This is a genomic window from Hylemonella sp. GW821-FHT10B10 (genome assembly GCF_059415585.1).
Genome location: NZ_JBWKNN010000001.1, coordinates 2,015,488 through 2,032,296 on the forward strand (window position 1 = coordinate 2,015,488; position 16,809 = coordinate 2,032,296).

Here is a 16,809-nt window from a genome sequence, read left to right on the forward strand (position 1 = left end):
GACGAACACAAGCGACCTACCCCGCCCCGGCTGCGCGCGAGCAAGCGCCGCGACCGGGACAGGGATTCAGCGCATCACTTCTTGTTCAGCGGCGGCAGCGTGGCCACCACCTCCTGCTTGCCGTTCTTGACCTCGACCATGAAGCTCTCGCGGTCGATGTCCCCCTTGGCGTCGAAGCTCACGTCCATCAGTACGCCCGGATGCTGCTTGGCCGTGAAGGTGGTGTTCTTCAGGGCCTGGGCCACGGCCACGCGGTCCAGCTTGCCCACCTTCTCGATCGCGGCCTTCAGCACGTACATGCCGGTGTAGCCTTTGATGCCGTTGTGGTCCGAGACGTACTTGTATTCCTGCTGGAACTTGGCGCCGAAGGCCTTGGTCGGGGGCGCATCCACCGTCAGGCCCACGTGGGCCACGGCGCCGTTGGCGGCTTCACCGGCCAGCTCGATCACCTTCTGCCCCGTCAGCGTGGTCTCGCCGATGATGGGCTTGGTCCAGCCCTGCTTGCGCAGCTCGCGCAGCAGACGCGCCGACTCTTCCTCGTTCGAGTAGACGAAAACCGCATCGGCATTGCTCTGCTTGACAGAGAGCACCGCGGCGGAGAAATCGATCTGGCCCTGGTTGGTGGAGATGTCGGCCACCACCTTGGTCGGGCTGCCTTCCATGAGCTTGACGATGGCGTCACGGCCACCCTTGCCGAAGTCGTTGTTCACATAGATCACCGCCAGGGTCTTGGCCTTGCCGTTGATGTAACGCGCGAGCTTGGGGAAGGAGGTGGACTGGCCGAAGCTGGTACGGAACACATAGGGGTTGCCCTGCTCCGTGATGGAAGCCGCCTCGCCACCCGTGAAGTTGGGCACCTCGGCGCGGCGTGACTCGGCCATGCTGACCATGATGGAACCCGAGAACACGGGGCCGAAGATCGCAAAGACGCCGTCGTCCACGGCCTTCTGGGTCAGGCCCTTGGCCACGCCCGGGTTGCTCTGCGTGTCCGACGTGCTGGACTGGACCTTGCGGCCCAGGATGCCGCCGGCCGCGTTGATCTCCTTGATGGCCAGTTCGACGCCGTTCTTGAAATTGGTGCCAGCCGTGGCGCCGGCGCCAGACAGCTCGACGATGTTGGCGATCTTGATCGCCTCCTGGGCGTAGGCCATCGTCGTGGCCGCCACCAGGGCCGAAGCGGCCAGAAGTTGAAGGGCAAAGCGTTTATGCATGAGGATGTCTCCTTGGTTATAAAAAGCGGGCCCGGGTCATAAAAAAGGGGCGCACTTTGATCAAAGTCCTTCGATTTTTTCCGTCTTGATCCTGGAAACGTGATCGAATATCGAACATATCAGATCAATCCGCGATTGAATTCAGGGTTTCCTAGGGGAACAAGATGAAAGATTCCAGACTCAATGAACTCGGCGCCGCCCAGGCCGCCGCCCTGCTGGCGCGGCGCGAGCTCAAAGCCGAAGACCTGATGCGCGCCTGCCTGGAACGCGTGGCCGCGCGCAACGACGACATCCACGCCTTCGTGCACTTCGACGCCGTCTCGGCCCTGGCCCAGGCCCGTGCCCTGGACAACGGCCCTGTGCGCGGCCCGCTGCACGGCCTGCCCATCGGCGTGAAAGACCTGTTCGATACCACCGACCTGCCGACAAACTACGGTTCGGCCATCTACGCCCACCACCGCCCAGTGGCCGATGCGGCCAGTGTGACCCTGTGCCGCGAAGCCGGCGCCGTGGTGCTGGGCAAGACCGTGACCACCGAGTTCGCCTACTTTTCCCCGGGCCCCACGGTGAACCCGCACAACGCCCTGCACACCCCGGGGGGCTCCTCCAGCGGCTCGGCCGCGGCGGTGGCCGACCACATGGTCCCGCTGGCCCTGGGTACGCAGACTGCGGGCTCCATCATCCGGCCGGCGGCCTACTGCGGCGTGGTGGGCTACAAGCCCAGCCTGGGTCGTGTCGTGAGCGCCGGTGTGAAAAGCCTCTCCCCCACGATGGACGTGATCGGTGGCTTCGGCCAGGGCGTGCGCGACGTGGCCCTGCTGGGTGCCGTGCTCACGGGCGACCTGCGCCTGCTGGACACACATGCGCACGGCACGCTGCGCATCGGCCTGGTCCAGTCGCCCTCTTGGCCGCAGGCCGACGCCGACACGCAAAAGGCCTGGGAACGGGCCACGCAGGTCCTGGCCAAGAACTGCGATGACTGCCGGGACGTGGCCCTGCCGCAGGACTTTGGCGAACTGATCCAGCTGCAGAAGGACGTGATGACTTTCGAGATGGCACGTTCGCTGAGCTTCGAGCGTCTGCGCCACCGCGAAGCCCTGAGTCCGGCCCTGGTGGCCCTGCTGGATGCCGGCATCGCCATCGACGGTGCCTCCCACGCAGCCCGGCTGCGGCGCACAACCGAATGGCGCCTGCGCATCGACAGCCTGTTCGAGCGGCACGACGTGCTGCTCACGCCCAGCACCATGGGCGCGGCGCCAGAAGGGCTGAAAGCCACGGGCGACCCGCTGTTCTGCCGCAGTTGGTCCCTACTGGGCCTACCGGCCGTGCACCTGCCTTTTGCGACCGGCGCCAAAGGCCTGCCCGTAGGCCTGCAGCTGGTGGGCCGCATGGGCGAAGACCACAGGCTGCTGGCCGCTGCGCAACGCATCCATGAACGTCTGATGTACTGAGTTCTCATGAGCAAGACGGATGCAACGCCTCGCGCCGCCCTCGAAGCCCTGCTGAGCCGCCACTCCCTCGGCCCCCGCTGGATGGTGGCCCCCGGCCCCGGCCCCGAGGAACTGGCACTGGCCGTGCAGGCCGCGCTGCGCGCGCCCAACCACGGCCGCCTGCAACCCTGGCGTGTGGTGACGATCAGCGAGGCGCAACGCCCGGCCCTGGCCGCATTGTTTGAGCGGTTCGCGCGCGACGCGGGCAAAAGCGAGGAAGACGTGGCGGCGGAGCGCGAGCGCGCCTTCAATGGCCCGGTGCTGGTGGCCTGGGTGGCCCGTATCGACGACAGCGTGGCCAAGGTACCGGCTCACGAGCAATGGATCTGCGTAGGTGCGGCCATGGGCAACTTCATGAACGCCGTGCACATCATGGGCTACGGCGCCAAGATCCTCAGCGGGCGCAAATGCCAGCACCCGGCGCTGGTGCAGGCTTTCTGCGAGCCGGGTGAGCAGTTGGTGGGCTTCACCTGCATAGGCACGCCCACACGTGAGCTGGAGCCGCGCGAGCAGGATGAGGCCGCGACGCGACTCTCAGGCTGGGCAAGGCCGGTGTGATAGACGCCAGACCCGCCAGGCACAGAAAGCCGCCAGCAGCGCGCACACCGTGCAGGCCCAGAACACGGCGGGCAGGCCCAGGCGACTGCTGATCACACCGCCCGCCAGACCGCCCAGCACCCCGGGCACGCCATAGCCCAGCGTGACATATAGGGCCTGGCCGCGTCCGCGCAGCCGCCCGGGGAAATGGTGCGAGAGCAGCGCGGTGCAGGTCGTGTGGTGCGTGGCAAAGGTGAAGGCGTGCAGGCACTGGGCGAACAGCAGCACGACCCAGACAGACGCCCATCCGGCCGTGAGCCCCATGCGCAGGGCCGTGAGCAGCGCGCAGAGGACCAGCCAACCGGTCAGCGGGAGACGCGGCAGCCAGCGGCCTTGCGTGTAAAACCAGACAATCTCCACGATCACCGAGAGGCCCCACATGAGGCCGATCACGGCCTTGCCGTAGCCCAGTGCGTCCAGGTGCAGCGAGAAGTAGATGTAGAGCCCCATGTGCGCCAGCACATGGAAAAAAGCCGAAGCAAAGAACCATTGCACCGCACGTTGGCGCAGCACGGGCCGCAGCGAAGGCTTGGGCTGGTGCTCTGTGTGTTCTTCCTTGAGATCAGGCAGGCACCAGGCGCTGGCAGTGACCAGGGCCAGGGAGCCCACAGTCCAGGCCGGGAAATGGCCCAGCCCCCAGACCTCGAACCAGGCCCCGGCCGCAAAGACCGTGACGAGGAAACCCAGCGAGCCCCATAGGCGCACGCGGCCGTAGCGCTTGGCGTCGAAGGCGCCGCCCGCGCTCACGAGGTGGGCCAGCGCGGCTTCGCTCATCGGCATCATGGCGCTGGTGTGGAGGAAGACGATGAACAGCACCAGCGCCAGCCAGGCCGTACCGCCGTCCACCCACAAACCCAACGAGGTCAGCAGCGCGGCGCTGGCCGCATAACGCAACAGCTTGACGCGTTCGCCCGTGTGGTCGCTGAGCCAGCCCCAGGCCAGGGGCCCGACCAGGCGCGTAGCCGGGGGCACGATCATCAGCAGGCTCAGGGTCATCAGGCTGTAGCCCAAGTCCTTGAGCCAGAGCGGCAGGTAGGGATTGAAGAAGCCGATGTGCGCGAAATAAGTCGCCGACAGGGCCGAGAAAGGCAGCAGGTGGCGACGCGCGGCTGACACCGGGGAGCGCCTTATTTCTTCTTCTCGCTCCAGAGCACGCCACCCGTGGCCCAATCGGACTTCTTGATGTCGGTGAGGATCACGTCCACAGCCTCGGGCGTGGTGCCCAAGGTCTTGACGGTGGCCTCGGTGATGGCCTTGACGAATTCCCTTTTCTGCTCGGGCGTACGGCCCTCGAACATGTCAACACGGATGGTGGGCATGGTGCTCTCCTTGGATTTCAGTTGCGGTAGGAAGGATCGATCTTGTCCAGGCGACGCAGCAGGGCCGGCCATTCGGCATCGCCGTCGCGCTCACTGCCGTCGCCGATCCACTGGGTGTAGGTCTTGGCGGCGACTTCATCGCCGACGACGAGCACATGCCCGCCGGTCGCGGCCATGGCGCGCAGCTGGGCACGCGCGGCGCGTTCCAGATGGTGCATGAGCATATAGGCCTCGGCCACCGTGCGGCCCACGGTCAGCGTGCCGTGGTTCTCGAGGATCAAGCCATCACGTTCGCCCAGGTTGCGCACCAGGCGCCGGCCTTCGGATGCAGTGAGAGCCAGGCCTTCGTAGGCGTGGCGACCCATGCGACCGTACAGGCGCATGGCGTGCTGTGTGGTGGGCAACAGCCCGCCGGGCACCATGGCCAGGGCCAGGCCCCATTCGGTATGCAGGTGCAGCACGCAGCGTGCACTGGCGCGCGCCGCATGAATGGCGCCGTGGATGGCAAAGCCCGTGGGATTCACCGCATGCGGCGAGTCGCCCAGTTTCTCGCCACGCGTGTTGACCTTGACGAGATTGGAGGCGCAGACCTCATCGAACAGGAGGCCGTAGGGGTTGATGAGGTAGGCGCCCTCTTCGCCCGGCACGGCGGCCGAGATGTGGGTGTAGATGGTGTCGTCCCAGCCGTTGAGTGCGGCGAGACGGTAGGCCGCGGCCAGATCGATGCGCGTGGCGCGCTCGGCCTCGGTCGACATGGTGTTCACACCGAACCAGGGATCGGGGGCACGGGCAACTGCACGTCGCCACACTGGGCGCGATGCCGCAGCGCATGGTCCATGACGACCAGGGCCAGCAGGGCCTCGGCAATCGGCGTGGCGCGGATGCCCACGCAAGGGTCGTGGCGGCCCTTGGTGATGAGCTCCGTGACCTGGCCATCGGTGGTGATGGACTCGCGCGGGATCAGGATGGAACTCGTGGGCTTGATGGCGATGGAGACTTCAAGGTCCTGGCCAGTGCTGATACCGCCGAGCACGCCGCCGGCCTTGTTGCCCACAAAGCCCTGAGGCGTGAGCGTGTCGCCGTGCGTGCTGCCCTTGTCGGCGACGGCGTCGAAGCCGGCACCGATCTCGACGCCCTTGACGGCGTTCAGACCCATCATGGCGTAGGCGATGTCGGCGTCCAATTTATCGTAGAGCGGCTCACCCAGGCCAACAGGCACTCGGATCGCCGTCACACGCAGACGGGCGCCGCAGGAGTCACCCGACTTGCGCAGCGCTTCCATATAGCTCTCGAGCGCGGACACATCGGCCGCCGGAGCGAAGAAGGGGTTGTTCGGAACGTGGTCCCAGGACTCGAAGGGAATCGCCAGCTCGCCGATCTGCGTCATGCAGCCGCGGAACTCGGTGCCGAATTTTTCCTTCAGCCATTTCTTGGCCACGGCGCCGGCAGCCACCGTGGGCGCCGTCAGGCGGGCGGAGGAGCGACCGCCCCCGCGCGGATCGCGCAAGCCGTACTTGCGCCAGTAGGTGTAGTCGGCATGGCCGGGGCGGAAAGTCTGCAGGATCTGACCGTAGTCCTTGCTGCGCTGGTCAGTGTTCTTGATCAGCAGGCAGATCGGCGTGCCCGTGGTCTTGCCCTCGTAGACGCCGGAGAGGATCTCCACCGCATCGGCCTCGTTGCGCTGCGTCACGAACTTGGAGGTGCCGGGTCGGCGGCGGTCCAGCTCGGGCTGGATGTCGGCCTCGCTCAGGGTCATGCCCGGAGGGCAACCGTCAATCACACAGCCAACGGCCGGGCCGTGGGATTCACCAAAATTGGTAACCGAGAAAAGAAGTCCGAAGGTGTTGCCGCTCATGGACTTGGATTATCCCCGACACCGCGACCAGCCCCGGCCGCCCCAGGCCTTGCGCTGGAACGGATTGTGCTTGCTGCGCTGCACCATCCGCTTCTGCGAAGGAGGACAGCATGTTGGACCGCACCGCGACCAAGTTCTCGCATGTGAAGCCCGGAGACACCCAGTTCGTCTCTGGCGGCCTGCGAGATTTTTTCCTGTACCGTGATCTGGGCATCGCCGACGCCACCCATGGCAAGGTCATCGCGCACCTCGTCAAGGCGAACATGGCACCAGAAAAAGGCACCGGATGGCACCGTCATGAGGCGGATTTCCAGATCGTCATCATGATCAAGGGCTGGGCCCGCTTCATGTACGAGGACAAGGAAACCCTGGTCGAGGCCGGTGACGTCGTCCACCAGCGCCCGGGCATACGCCACTACCTGTTCGATTACTCACCCGACATGGAGTACCTGGAGATCGTCTCCCCCGCCGATTTCAAGTCTGTCGACGTGGAGCCGGTCTGCCCCATTCCGGACCCGACTCCCTGGAAGTAGTCAGAACTCGGCGTCCAGTTCGTCAATCTCTTCGGGCTCCAGCTTGGCCGCGGCCACCCACTCCTGCATGGCCGGCAGGTCCATGATGCGCTTGCAATAGGCGGCGCAGCTCTTGTCCAGCGCCACGTCGTAACTCAGAAAACGTGTGACCACGGGGGCATACATGGCGTCGGCCATGCAGGGTTTCTTGCCGAAGAGATAGGGCCCGCCGTAGGTGGAGAGACAGTCACGCCAGATCTCGATCACACGGTCGATGTCGCCTTGGGCGCGCGACCAGATCTTGAAGCCTGGGAAATGCGCCTTGATGTTCATGGGCAGGGCCGCGCGCAGGGAAGCAAAGCCCGAATGCATCTCGCCGCAGACCGCGCGGCAGTGCGCGCGGGCCTTGGCATCGGTGGGCAGCAATTTGGCGTCGGGCTTGATCTCGTTGAGGTATTCACCGATGGCCAGCGTGTCCCAGACCTTGACGCTGTTGTGCTGCAGCGTCGGCACCAGCATGCTGGGCGCCAGCAGCAGCATCTCGGCCTTCATGGCCGGATCGTCGGGAGGGATCACCTTCTCCTTGAACTCCAGCCCTGCCAGCCTGGCCATGAGCCAGCCGCGCAGAGCCCAGGCACCGTAGTTTTTGCTGCTGATCGTCAGGATGGCTGTGGCCATGGCGCACTCCTCAACGTGGTTGGTTGAAGTTGCTCCGCAAGGGTTGTGCCAACCCAGATGCGCTTCGGGCCGGCCCAGGCCCAAACTGGCCCGTAACTTGCCTCTTCTCAAGACATCCGGGTCGCATGCCCCATCTTGAGTCAGGAAGCACCATGCTCTACCAGGCCTACCAGACCCAATCGGACCTGATGTCACCGTTCCGGCTCCTGGCCCAGGGTGGCAGCGCCAGCCTCTGGCTTTCCGGCACCGAAGGCAGTCTGATGCGCAAGCTCTCGGCCTCGATGGAGGTGTTCTCGCGCATGCGGCTCACCCATTCCCGGCCTGCCTACGGCATCACGTCGGTCATGGTCGGTGAGCGCAAGCTACCCGTCACCGAAGAAAACGTGCTGCGCACCCCCTTCGGCACGCTGCTGCGCTTCCGCAAGGAAACCCCGGCCGACCTGCCCTACCAGCCCCCGGTGCTGCTGGTGGCCCCGCTTTCGGGCCATTTCGCCACCCTGCTGCGTGAAACCGTGCGCACCCTGCTGCAGGACCACGATGTCTACATCACCGACTGGCACAACGCGCGCGACGTGTCGCTGCGCCACGGCCCCTTCGGCCTGGACGACTATATCGAGCACATGATCCGTTTCATCGACACCATCGGCCCGGGCACCCATGTGGTGGCGGTGTGCCAGCCCTGCGTGGCGGCGCTGGCGGCCACAGCTTTGATGGCCGAGGACAACCACCCGGCCCAGCCGCGCAGCCTGACCCTGATGGCCGGCCCGGTGGACTGCCGCGTCAACCCCACGGGCGTCAACGAGCTGGCCACCAGCAAACCCATAGACTGGTTCGAGCAGAACCTGATCAGCCCGGTGCCCCTGCCCCACGCGGGCTATATGCGGCGGGTCTACCCGGGCTTCGTACAGCTTGGCGCCTTCCTGAGCATGAACCTGGAGCGGCACAAGAAATCCTTCCAGGACCTCTACCGCCATCTCGTGGAAGGCGACATCGAGAAGGCCAACGCCGTGCGCCTCTTCTACGACGAGTACCTGGCTGTGAACGACCTGCCTGCCGAGTTCTACCTGGAGACCGTGGAGAAGGTCTTCCAGACCTATGACCTGGCCCTGGGCAAGCTGATGTACCGGGGCCGCCTGGTCAACCCCAAGGCGATCCGGCGCACGGCGCTGATGACGGTGGAAGGCGAGCGGGACGACATCTGCTCGATCGGACAGACCGTGGCGGCACAGGATTTGTGCACGGGCATCCGCCCTTACATGAAAACCCACCACATCCAGACCGGTGTGGGGCACTACGGCGTGTTCAGCGGCCGCAAGTGGAACCAGCAGATCTACCCGCGCGTGCGCGACATGATCCACGCCAGCATGGGCTAGCCCTGAGCAGAGAGGCCTGACTCAGAATTTGGAGTCGGGAACGTCGTCTTCCGGCCAGTCTCGGATATAGGCCTTGAGCATCTTGTTCTCGAAATTCTGGCTGTCCACCACGGCCTTGGCCACGTCGTAGAAGCTGATCACGCCCATCAGCATCTTCTTGTCCATCACGGGCATGTAGCGCGCGTGGCGGTCCAGCATCATGCGACGCACCTCGTCGAGCTCGGTTTCCATGGTGCAGGTCAGGGGCGCGTCGTCCATGGCCGTGCGGACCAGGGTCGTGCCCACACTGCCCTTGTTCTTCACGACCTGCTGGATGACCTCGCGGAAGGTCAACATGCCCACCAGGTCTCCGTGTTCCATGACCACCAGGGAGCCGATGTCCTTCTCGGCCATGGCATTGAGCGCCTTGGCCAGGGGCTCTTCAGGGGTCACGGTGTACAGGGTGCTGCCCTTGACGCGCAGGATGTCGTTGACTTTCATGGTGTGCTCCTCGTGACGCCTATGCGGCTCGGTTTGCTATGAATATAGCCCACAATGGCATCATTCAAACGCTAATGCCCGCGCAGGTCAACCGGTAGCAGACTCCGGTTTACCCTGATGAAGAGGCCCAAGGAGATACCCATGCCCGGCTATTCCGATCCCGGCTTCGACACCCTTGCCTTGCATGCCGGTGCCGCACCCGACCCGACCACGGGGGCACGCGCAGTGCCCATCCACCTCACGACCTCTTTCGTCTTCGAGTCCAGCGACCACGCCGCGGCCCTGTTCAACCTGGAGCGCGCGGGCCACGTCTACAGCCGCATCAGCAACCCCACCAACGCGGTTTTTGAGCAACGCATGGCAGCGCTCGAAGGCGGCATCGGCGCCATCGCGGTCGCCAGCGGCCAGGCGGCCCTGCACCTGAGCATCGCCACCCTCATGGGCGCGGGCTCGCACATCGTGGCCAGCACGGCCTTGTATGGCGGCTCACAGAATCTGCTGCACTACACCTTGCGTCGTTTCGGCATCGACACCACCTTCGTGAAACCAGGCGACATCGCCGGCTGGCGTGCTGCGGTACGGCCGAACACCAAGCTCTTCTTCGGCGAGACCGTGGGCAACCCGGGCCTGGACGTGCTGGACATTCCGACGGTGAGCGCTATCGCCCATGAAGCCGGTGTGCCCCTGCTGGTGGACTCCACCCTCACCTCCCCCTGGCTGATCAAGCCCTTCGAGCACGGGGCCGACCTGGTCTACCACTCGGCCACGAAGTTCCTCAGCGGCCACGGCACGGTGATCGGCGGTGTGGTGGTGGACAGTGGCAGCTTCGACTGGGAAGCCTCCGGGCGTTTCCCCGAGCTGAGCCAGGCCTACGAGGGCTTCCACAACATGGTCTTCACCGAGGAGTCGACCACCGGCGCCTTCCTGCTGCGCGCCCGGCGCGAGGGGCTGCGCGATTTCGGCGCCTGCATGAGCCCGCACACAGCCTGGCTGATCCTGCAGGGCATCGAGACCCTGCCCCTGCGCATGGCGCGCCACATGAGCAACACCGAGAAGGTGGTGGCCTTCCTGGCCAGCCAGCCTTTTGTGTCGCGTGTAGGCCACCCGCTGCTGGAAAGCCATCCCAGCCACGCGTTGGCGAAGAAGCTGCTGCCACGCGGTGCCGGCTCCGTATTCAGCTTCGACCTCAAGGGCAACCGGGAGCAGGGCAAGAAGTTCATCGAAACGCTCAAGCTCTTCAGCCACCTGGCCAATGTGGGCGACTGCCGCAGCCTGGTGATCCACCCAGCCAGCACCACCCACTTCCGCATGAGCGACGAGGCCCTGGCCGGCGCCGGCATCTCGCAGGGCACCATCCGCCTCTCCATCGGCCTGGAAGATCCGGACGACCTGATCGAAGACCTCAAGCGTGCGCTCAAGGCCGCAGAAAAGGCAGGTGCATGATGGAGCTCACCGTCAACGGCGCCAAGACCTACTGCTACACCGGCGGCAAGGCTTTTGATGCCGCCAAGCCCACGGTCGTGATGATCCACGGCGTGCTCAACGACCACAGCGTCTGGGGCCTGCAGAGCCGTTACCTGGCCAACCACGGCTGGAACGTGCTCGCGGTGGACTTGCCAGGCCACTGCCGCAGCGCGGGCGACGCCCCCGCCTCGGTGGAGGGCGCTGCGGCCTTTGTCACCGCCCTGCTCGACGCGGCAGGCATCCAGCGCGCCGCGTTGGTCGGCCACAGCTGGGGCTCACTGATCGCACTCGAAACAGCGTCACACCTGAAAGAACGCATCAGCCACCTGGTCCTGGTGGGCACGGCCTACCCCATGAAGGTCTCGCAGCCGCTGCTGGACGCTTCGCTGAACGAACCGGAAAAGGCCTTGAAGATGATCAACGTCTTCATGCGCAGCACCCTGGCCGCCCCACCCTCCTCGCTGGGCCCGGGCACCTGGGTCTATGGCAGCAGCCTGGCCCTGGGCCGGCGCGTGCTGGCCAGCAACAAGGCCGTGAACGTCTTTCACCGCGGTTTCCAGGCCTGTGACCGCTATGCAAACGGCGAACAGGCCATCGCGCAGATCAGTTGCCCGGTGCTCTTCCTGCTAGGCGGCGTGGACCAGATGACCCAACCCAAGGCAGCCCAGGGCCTGATCGCCAAGGCGCGTGAAACCGGGAAGACGGTACAGGTGGTCGAGCTGGCTGTCGGCCACCACCAGATGACCGAAACCCCGGACGAGACCCTGGCCGCGATCAAGCGCTTTCTCAGCTCCTGAAAGCCCGTCAGAACCCGACCCGGGCCGACAGAAACAGGAGGTTGCCGTAGCCCGTGCCTCCGGGCAGGAAGGCCGCAGTGACAGCGGCCTTGCCATAGTTGATCGAGGCGATCGGCAACACCGCCGGAAACGGGGTGTAGCTTCTGAAGTCTGCACGCGCCGTCACGAAGACGGTGTAACCCAGGCCGGCATGCAGGCCTTTGCGCGGGCCCCACAGCCACTGATGTCCGTAGCCCACGACGGGTTGCAGCTTGCTGTACGAGTCGAGGAAAAGCATGCCGTAGAGACCATCCCAGTTGCCAGACCGGTCGTAGCGGCTACGCCCGTAGCCCAGTCCCCAAGTGCTCTCGCGGTAGGAACGGATCGCTTCGTCGCTATAGGCGTAGGGCAGATGGATGGTACGGAAGGGCACGTAAAGGTCATCCGCTCCCTCGTTCCAGGTGTCCGCCAGGCGCTTGCAGATCTGGCCCGGGACGGAGGCTGTGTCCTCGCATGCTGCCTGGGCCGGAACCAAGGCACACAGGGACAGGAGAAGCGCAAGGAAACCGGTGCGAAAAGATGGCGCGCAGGCGGTTGAAACCGTCACTGCGCCAGCAAAGGACAAGGACGCCACCCTGGGCGACCCGGTCACAGGGATCTACTTGCCGGCCATCAGGCGGGCCATGACCTGGTCCGCATCGGCCTTGAGCGGGCTGTTGGGGTAGGACTTGCCGAACTCGACGAAGGCTGCCTGGGCCTGGTCCTTCTGGTCAGACTCGACCAGGGCCATGGCCTTCTGGAAAGCCGTCAGTTCGTCCGCGTCGATGGACTGGGGCTTGGCCTCCCCCTTCCAGTAGACGTCGCTGGCCTCCACGGCCGCGCCACGCACACCGCCCACCGCCGTGGTGCTGCCCAGCTTCTTCTGCGGGGTCATCTGCTCCACCTTCATGCGCAGGCGCTCCCAGAAGCCGCTCCAGGAGTCGGCCTTGCCCTTGTCACCGGCGGTACTGGCGTTCTGGGCATGGACCGCACCCAACAGACTCAGGGCCAGCAGGGCAATGATCAGCTTCTTCATGGCATAACTCCTATGTTTCTATCGCAGGCCGGCAAAACCCGGCCCCGTACCAGACATACGCCCATCATTCCATCAAAGTATGGGCGCATGTGTACTGAATTCAAGCCGCACATCCATCGATCTGCGCCTTATGTCTACTTTTTCTCACGCGGGGCCGCCGCGGCCGGCCGGGCCCGGGGGGCCGCGGTGGTGGACATGGCGTTCATGAGCTCCAGGCCCAGGGCCTTGTATTTGTTGGCCATGGCCGGATCCACCTTCTGGGCCTGCGTGAAGGCCTCCTTGGCCTTGTCCACGTTCTTGGTCGCCTTGTAGGCCTGGGCCAGATTGACCAGGATCTCCGGATCTTTCGGGTCGGCCTTGCTCGCGTCGGTGTACCACTTCTGCGCGTCCGCGTACTGGCTGTCCAGCATGTGCAGATTGCCCAGGTTGTTGAGCGCGGCAGCGTTGCGCGGCTGGGTGTCGACGACCTTGCGGAAGTACTTGCGCGCCTCGGCCCGGTCGCCCTGGCGCGCCAGGATGATGCCCACCTGCAGGTGGGCGTCCATGTCAGCAGGGTTCTTCTGGATGGTCTGCAGGTAGCGCCGTGTCGAAGTCTGCGAGCTGATCTTGAGCACCGAGAGCAGGTCACCGGGGAAGTTGCGCTCGATCACCTCGCGGCCCACCACCGGGGCGCGCCAGGGATCGTCGGGCAGGCCCGCAGGCTTGTACTTTTCCCAGGCCTCATGCACGTCGAAGACGGCAAAACCGTCCTTGCCCTTCTCACGGTAATAGGTCGCGGCACCGGTTTCCCAGGCCTTGATGAAGGACTTGCCCACCAGGGTGGCTTCCACCGGAATCCACAGCATGCCGTCGTGCACCACGTACATGTCGTTCATGGTGTAACCGTCGGAGGCGGCCTCCACACCGGTGGCGAACATCATGAGCATGTGGCCCGGCACCAGCAACACGCGGGTGGGAATGCCCAGGCTCTCCAGCGCAGCCGCGTACAGGGCCACCAGGTCGTCGCAGTCACCCGAACGACGCTGGATGGTCTCGCGCGGGTACTGGATGTAGTCCACGTAATCGACCTTGTTGGAGGTGACCTGGTAGGGATTGATCGGGTCCTGCACATAGGTCACACCCAGGGCACCCAGGGTGTTGAACAGGGCGGCGGCCAGCTGGGTCGGCTCCTTGCTGGCGCCGAACTCCGAAGCCACCGAGCGCGAGAAATTGATGAGCAGCGGGTCCTTGGGCGTCACAAAGGCGGCGTAGCGATTGCGCTCGTCCCAGCCCATGCGGTGCTTGTCGTAGATGTTGATGGTCTTGATCTGGCTGTAGACGCGGGGTTGGCCGTTCTCGAAGTAGCTCGCCTCCAGCTTGGCCTGCACCGGCGTGTCCTCGGTCAGGGTCAGGATGTTGTTGTTGAACACGGCCTTGAGCACAACCTCGCGGCTGGCGCCGGGCTCCAGGGAGGGAATGCGCTGCTCGGTCGGGAAATCCATGAAGTTGTTCAGCACGAAGCTGACCTTGATGTCGTTCATGGTCGAGCGTGTGTTGTTGCTCAGCTTGATCGTGCCCACGCCGTCCTTCTCGTAGAGCTTGTAGCTGTTGGAGAAGACGTTGTGCAATTGGCCGGCATCGATCTCCAGCGGCGCGCGGTTGTCGGCCAGGGTGCTGGCCGACACCGCCTGCTTGTCGGACTCGACGCCGTCCACGCTGCGCGCGGCCACGTAGAAAGTGTAGGCCGTACCGGAATTGAGGTTGTCGCGCAGGAATTCGGGCGCGGTGGTCTCGGCCAGCTTGTTGTATTTCTCGCCGTCCTTCTGGTAGATCAGGTAGCCCGCGACCAGCTTCGGGTCCAGCGCCTTCCAGCTGAGGCGCACGCGCGCGGTGGTCGCTTCGGCCTTGAGCTCCTGCAAGGGTGGCGGTGTGTACTTCAGCGCCACACCGGCCACGACCGGACCCGGCAGGCCCTCTTGGCCACTGGAGGTGGCGGCGGCCACGCGGTAGTGAAAACGCTCATCGGGCTTGAGGTTGCCGTCCGTGTACTGGGCGCTGGGGCTGCTGCCAATCCGCACAAAAGGCCCGGCCTCGCTGCTGGCGCGGTAGACGTGGTACTGGCTCACATAGCCCAATGGCGAAGGCGCCCAACGCAGCTCCACGGCATGGACGGCCGGCTGGGCCGCCAGCTGCAGCGGTGCCCGGGGTTTGTACTGGGTGCTGAACAGCTGCACACGCGGGCCACCGCGCTCGGCAATATAAAAGCTGCTGGCATCACGCTGGGCCAGGGCATCAGCGTCGCCCAGCTCACCGTTTTCCTTGCCCGAGCTCGCGAAGCTGCGCAGCAGGCGGCCATCAAAGCTGTAGACGCGCACACGGTCGCTGTCCAGCACGAACAGTTCTTCCTGCATGGCCAGCAGGGCCACGGGGCGGCTGAGTTTCTCGGCCGCGCGCTCCGGGTCGTTGCCGAACTCACGCAACGCTTCACCGGCGGCGGAGTAGACCGTGATCGCGTTGCGGCTGCTGTCGAGCACATAGAGCTGGTCCTGGGCATCGATGGCCAGGGCCGAGGGACGGCCCAGCTTCTCGCGCACGCCCTTGTCGACCACCTTGAAGAACACGCCGTCGGCGCTGAAACCCTGGATGCGACCGTTGCCGCTGTCGGCCACATAGAGGCTGCCATCGCTGGCGATGACAAAGTCGTTCGGGCTGTCGAGCTGGCCGTTGCGGCTGCCGCTACTGCCCACCGTGAGCACCGGATTACCCGTCGCATCGATCTTGTGCAGGCGCGCGCGGTTGCGCTCCAGCACCCAGAGCGCGCCAACCTTATCCACGGCCAGGGCCGTGGGGCTCAGGTCCTTGAGCGGCATGTCCTGGGCCACGCCGTCCTTGATGCGCAGCAGGGCCGACTTGTCGCGCGCCACCGCGTACAACGTGTCCTTGCCGTCCCAGGCCATACGGCCGGCGGCCAGGTCGAGGCTCTGCTGCCAGCGCACATAGGGCACCGCCGTGAGCTGGGGCGTGAGGGCGCGCGCCGGTGCGGCACCGGTACGGAAGTGATGCACCAGGCCGCGCTCACGGTCACCCACATAGACATCGGCACCGGCCAGGGCCAGGCCGGCCAGGCTCATGAACTGGGCGCGCCCGTCGCCGCGCGAGCCGAAGTAGCTGACCATGCGCCCACTGCCGTCGTACTTCTGCACGGCATACCCTTCTGCGTCGGCCACGTAAACGCCGTCGTGCGCCATCTGCAGCGCCACCGGCTTGCCGTTCTTGGGCAGCAGGCGCAGATGGCTGCCGTCCTGTGCGTACACCTTGACTTGCGACTTGTCGCTGAACAGCCCGCCGCTGGCATCGAGCACGTAGATCTGGCCCTGCGGGTCCACGGCCACCGCCGCCGGCTTGTCCAGTTTGTAAGCCACCTTCTGTTCGTCCAGGGCCTTGTTGGTCGGCGCGCTGTCGATGGGCAAGGTGGACAGAAACACACCGTTGTCGCCGTACATCTGGATGCGGCGGTTGCCGGTGTCCGCCACATAGACGATGCCGCCCGCAAAAGCGATGCCCTGGGGCGAGGAAAGACCGCCCTCGCTGCTGCGACCACCAAAGCGGCCCTTGTACTTGCCGTCCAGGCCGTACATCACGACACGGTTTTCCTCGCTGTCGACCACATACACGGTGTCTTCGGACACCGCCACGCCTTCGGGCTGGGTCAGCAGGGTGCGACCGCCTGCATCCTTGGCCTGCAGGCTGAGCAGGACCTGGCCATTCTGGCCGGCGTCCAGCACGTCCACCTGCCCGCTCTTGCGGGCCACATAGAGCCGGTTGCCCCCCATGCCCAGCAGCTTGCGGCTTTCGCTGGCCTGCAGGAAGCGCACGTATTCAACCCGGCTGGGCGCGGGACTCTGTGCCAGGACGGCACCCTGCAGCAGCAGGGCCAGTGCGGCGATGGTGATGAGACGCATGATGTCTGTCCTCTGGTATGTCGCGCCCGGCCGTCGTG

General features: G+C 65.3%; 16 protein-coding genes. 6 read left to right on the forward strand and 10 right to left on the reverse strand.

The window, feature by feature from the left end; all coding sequences use genetic code 11:
• Window positions 1-74 precede the first annotated feature (74 nt).
• A complete protein-coding gene (locus AC07NT_RS09695; RefSeq protein WP_498596664.1) occupies window positions 75-1,211 on the reverse strand; it encodes an ABC transporter substrate-binding protein in 1,137 nt (378 codons plus the stop codon).
• 164 nt (window positions 1,212-1,375) lie between these two features.
• Here AC07NT_RS09695 and AC07NT_RS09700 point away from each other — a divergent pair, with 164 nt between their 5' ends.
• Both AC07NT_RS09700 and AC07NT_RS09705 read left to right on the forward strand, forming a co-directional pair.
• On the forward strand, window positions 1,376-2,662 hold the full coding sequence (locus AC07NT_RS09700) for an amidase (protein ID WP_498596663.1): 1,287 nt from the start codon (window positions 1,376-1,378) through the stop codon (window positions 2,660-2,662).
• Window positions 2,663-2,668: 6 nt separating this feature from the next.
• Window positions 2,669-3,259, forward strand: coding sequence for a nitroreductase family protein (locus tag AC07NT_RS09705; RefSeq protein WP_498596662.1), 591 nt, complete (start codon window positions 2,669-2,671; stop codon window positions 3,257-3,259).
• Here AC07NT_RS09705 and AC07NT_RS09710 read toward each other — a convergent pair.
• Genes AC07NT_RS09710 through aroC form a run of 4 tightly spaced genes read right to left on the reverse strand, consistent with a single transcriptional unit; the run spans window position 3,236 to window position 6,472 of the window.
• Complete coding sequence (locus AC07NT_RS09710) at window positions 3,236-4,414, reverse strand: MFS transporter (RefSeq protein ID WP_498596661.1); 1,179 nt, start codon at window positions 4,412-4,414, stop codon at window positions 3,236-3,238. The genes AC07NT_RS09705 and AC07NT_RS09710 overlap by 24 nt on opposite strands.
• Before the next feature lie 11 nt (window positions 4,415-4,425).
• A complete protein-coding gene (locus AC07NT_RS09715; RefSeq protein ID WP_498596660.1) occupies window positions 4,426-4,689 on the reverse strand; it encodes a 4-oxalocrotonate tautomerase in 264 nt (87 codons plus the stop codon).
• Window positions 4,635-5,372 (reverse strand): class II aldolase/adducin family protein, encoded by a 738-nt coding sequence (locus AC07NT_RS09720; protein ID WP_498596659.1) that lies wholly within the window; start codon window positions 5,370-5,372, stop codon window positions 4,635-4,637. The genes AC07NT_RS09715 and AC07NT_RS09720 overlap by 55 nt, the downstream gene beginning before the upstream one ends.
• 5 nt (window positions 5,373-5,377) lie before the next feature.
• Window positions 5,378-6,472, reverse strand: coding sequence for a chorismate synthase (gene aroC / locus AC07NT_RS09725; RefSeq protein ID WP_498596658.1), 1,095 nt, complete (start codon window positions 6,470-6,472; stop codon window positions 5,378-5,380).
• A gap of 110 nt (window positions 6,473-6,582) precedes the next feature.
• On the opposite strand from aroC, the gene AC07NT_RS09730 reads away from it, so the two are divergent.
• A complete protein-coding gene (locus AC07NT_RS09730) occupies window positions 6,583-7,005 on the forward strand; it encodes a cupin domain-containing protein (protein ID WP_498596657.1) in 423 nt (140 codons plus the stop codon).
• Here AC07NT_RS09730 and AC07NT_RS09735 read toward each other — a convergent pair whose 3' ends face one another.
• On the reverse strand, window positions 7,006-7,662 hold the full coding sequence (locus tag AC07NT_RS09735; protein ID WP_498596656.1) for a glutathione S-transferase: 657 nt from the start codon (window positions 7,660-7,662) through the stop codon (window positions 7,006-7,008).
• A 152-nt stretch (window positions 7,663-7,814) separates the two neighbouring features.
• Between AC07NT_RS09735 and AC07NT_RS09740 the strand changes: the two genes are divergently transcribed.
• Window positions 7,815-9,035: a polyhydroxyalkanoate depolymerase gene (locus AC07NT_RS09740; RefSeq protein ID WP_498596655.1), complete on the forward strand. Its 1,221-nt coding sequence runs from the start codon at window positions 7,815-7,817 to the stop codon at window positions 9,033-9,035.
• Window positions 9,036-9,056: 21 nt separating this feature from the next.
• Here AC07NT_RS09740 and AC07NT_RS09745 read toward each other — a convergent pair whose 3' ends face one another.
• The gene (locus tag AC07NT_RS09745) at window positions 9,057-9,515 is read right to left on the reverse strand and encodes a CBS domain-containing protein (RefSeq protein WP_498596654.1); all 459 of its coding nucleotides are present in this window, start codon (window positions 9,513-9,515) and stop codon (window positions 9,057-9,059) included.
• Window positions 9,516-9,656: 141 nt separating this feature from the next.
• Here AC07NT_RS09745 and AC07NT_RS09750 point away from each other — a divergent pair, with 141 nt between their 5' ends.
• Entirely contained in the window at window positions 9,657-10,958 is a 1,302-nt protein-coding gene (locus AC07NT_RS09750; RefSeq protein WP_498596653.1) for an O-acetylhomoserine aminocarboxypropyltransferase, read from the forward strand.
• Window positions 10,958-11,776 (forward strand): alpha/beta fold hydrolase, encoded by an 819-nt coding sequence (locus tag AC07NT_RS09755; protein WP_498598473.1) that lies wholly within the window; start codon window positions 10,958-10,960, stop codon window positions 11,774-11,776. Before AC07NT_RS09750 ends, AC07NT_RS09755 begins: the two co-directional genes overlap by 1 nt.
• Window positions 11,777-11,783: 7 nt before the next feature.
• On the opposite strand, the gene pagP is transcribed toward AC07NT_RS09755, so the two are convergent.
• From pagP to AC07NT_RS09770, 3 genes are all read right to left on the reverse strand, one after another.
• Entirely contained in the window at window positions 11,784-12,407 is a 624-nt protein-coding gene (gene pagP, locus AC07NT_RS09760) for a lipid IV(A) palmitoyltransferase PagP (protein WP_498642666.1), read from the reverse strand.
• Window positions 12,408-12,413: 6 nt separating this feature from the next.
• Window positions 12,414-12,830, reverse strand: coding sequence for a hypothetical protein (locus AC07NT_RS09765; RefSeq protein WP_498596651.1), 417 nt, complete (start codon window positions 12,828-12,830; stop codon window positions 12,414-12,416).
• A gap of 134 nt (window positions 12,831-12,964) precedes the next feature.
• Window positions 12,965-16,771, reverse strand: a complete 3,807-nt coding sequence (locus AC07NT_RS09770; RefSeq protein WP_498596650.1) for a tetratricopeptide repeat protein — start codon at window positions 16,769-16,771, stop codon at window positions 12,965-12,967.
• Window positions 16,772-16,809 lie beyond the last annotated feature (38 nt).

Bases quoted from the DNA above. Each gene is read 5' to 3' on its own strand.
- AC07NT_RS09695 (WP_498596664.1), bottom strand. From the start codon at position 1,211: ATGCATAAACGCTTTGCCCTTCAACTTCTGGCCGCTTCGGCCCTGGTG.
- AC07NT_RS09700 (WP_498596663.1), top strand. From the start codon at position 1,376: ATGAAAGATTCCAGACTCAATGAACTCGGCGCCGCCCAGGCCGCCGCC.
- AC07NT_RS09705 (WP_498596662.1), top strand. From the start codon at position 2,669: ATGAGCAAGACGGATGCAACGCCTCGCGCCGCCCTCGAAGCCCTGCTG.
- AC07NT_RS09715 (WP_498596660.1), bottom strand. From the start codon at position 4,689: ATGGCCGGCCCTGCTGCGTCGCCTGGACAAGATCGATCCTTCCTACCG.
- AC07NT_RS09720 (WP_498596659.1), bottom strand. From the start codon at position 5,372: ATGTCGACCGAGGCCGAGCGCGCCACGCGCATCGATCTGGCCGCGGCC.
- aroC (WP_498596658.1), bottom strand. From the start codon at position 6,472: ATGAGCGGCAACACCTTCGGACTTCTTTTCTCGGTTACCAATTTTGGT.
- AC07NT_RS09730 (WP_498596657.1), top strand. From the start codon at position 6,583: ATGTTGGACCGCACCGCGACCAAGTTCTCGCATGTGAAGCCCGGAGAC.
- AC07NT_RS09735 (WP_498596656.1), bottom strand. From the start codon at position 7,662: ATGGCCACAGCCATCCTGACGATCAGCAGCAAAAACTACGGTGCCTGG.
- AC07NT_RS09740 (WP_498596655.1), top strand. From the start codon at position 7,815: ATGCTCTACCAGGCCTACCAGACCCAATCGGACCTGATGTCACCGTTC.
- AC07NT_RS09745 (WP_498596654.1), bottom strand. From the start codon at position 9,515: ATGAAAGTCAACGACATCCTGCGCGTCAAGGGCAGCACCCTGTACACC.
- AC07NT_RS09750 (WP_498596653.1), top strand. From the start codon at position 9,657: ATGCCCGGCTATTCCGATCCCGGCTTCGACACCCTTGCCTTGCATGCC.
- AC07NT_RS09755 (WP_498598473.1), top strand. From the start codon at position 10,958: ATGGAGCTCACCGTCAACGGCGCCAAGACCTACTGCTACACCGGCGGC.
- AC07NT_RS09765 (WP_498596651.1), bottom strand. From the start codon at position 12,830: ATGAAGAAGCTGATCATTGCCCTGCTGGCCCTGAGTCTGTTGGGTGCG.
- AC07NT_RS09770 (WP_498596650.1), bottom strand. From the start codon at position 16,771: ATGCGTCTCATCACCATCGCCGCACTGGCCCTGCTGCTGCAGGGTGCC.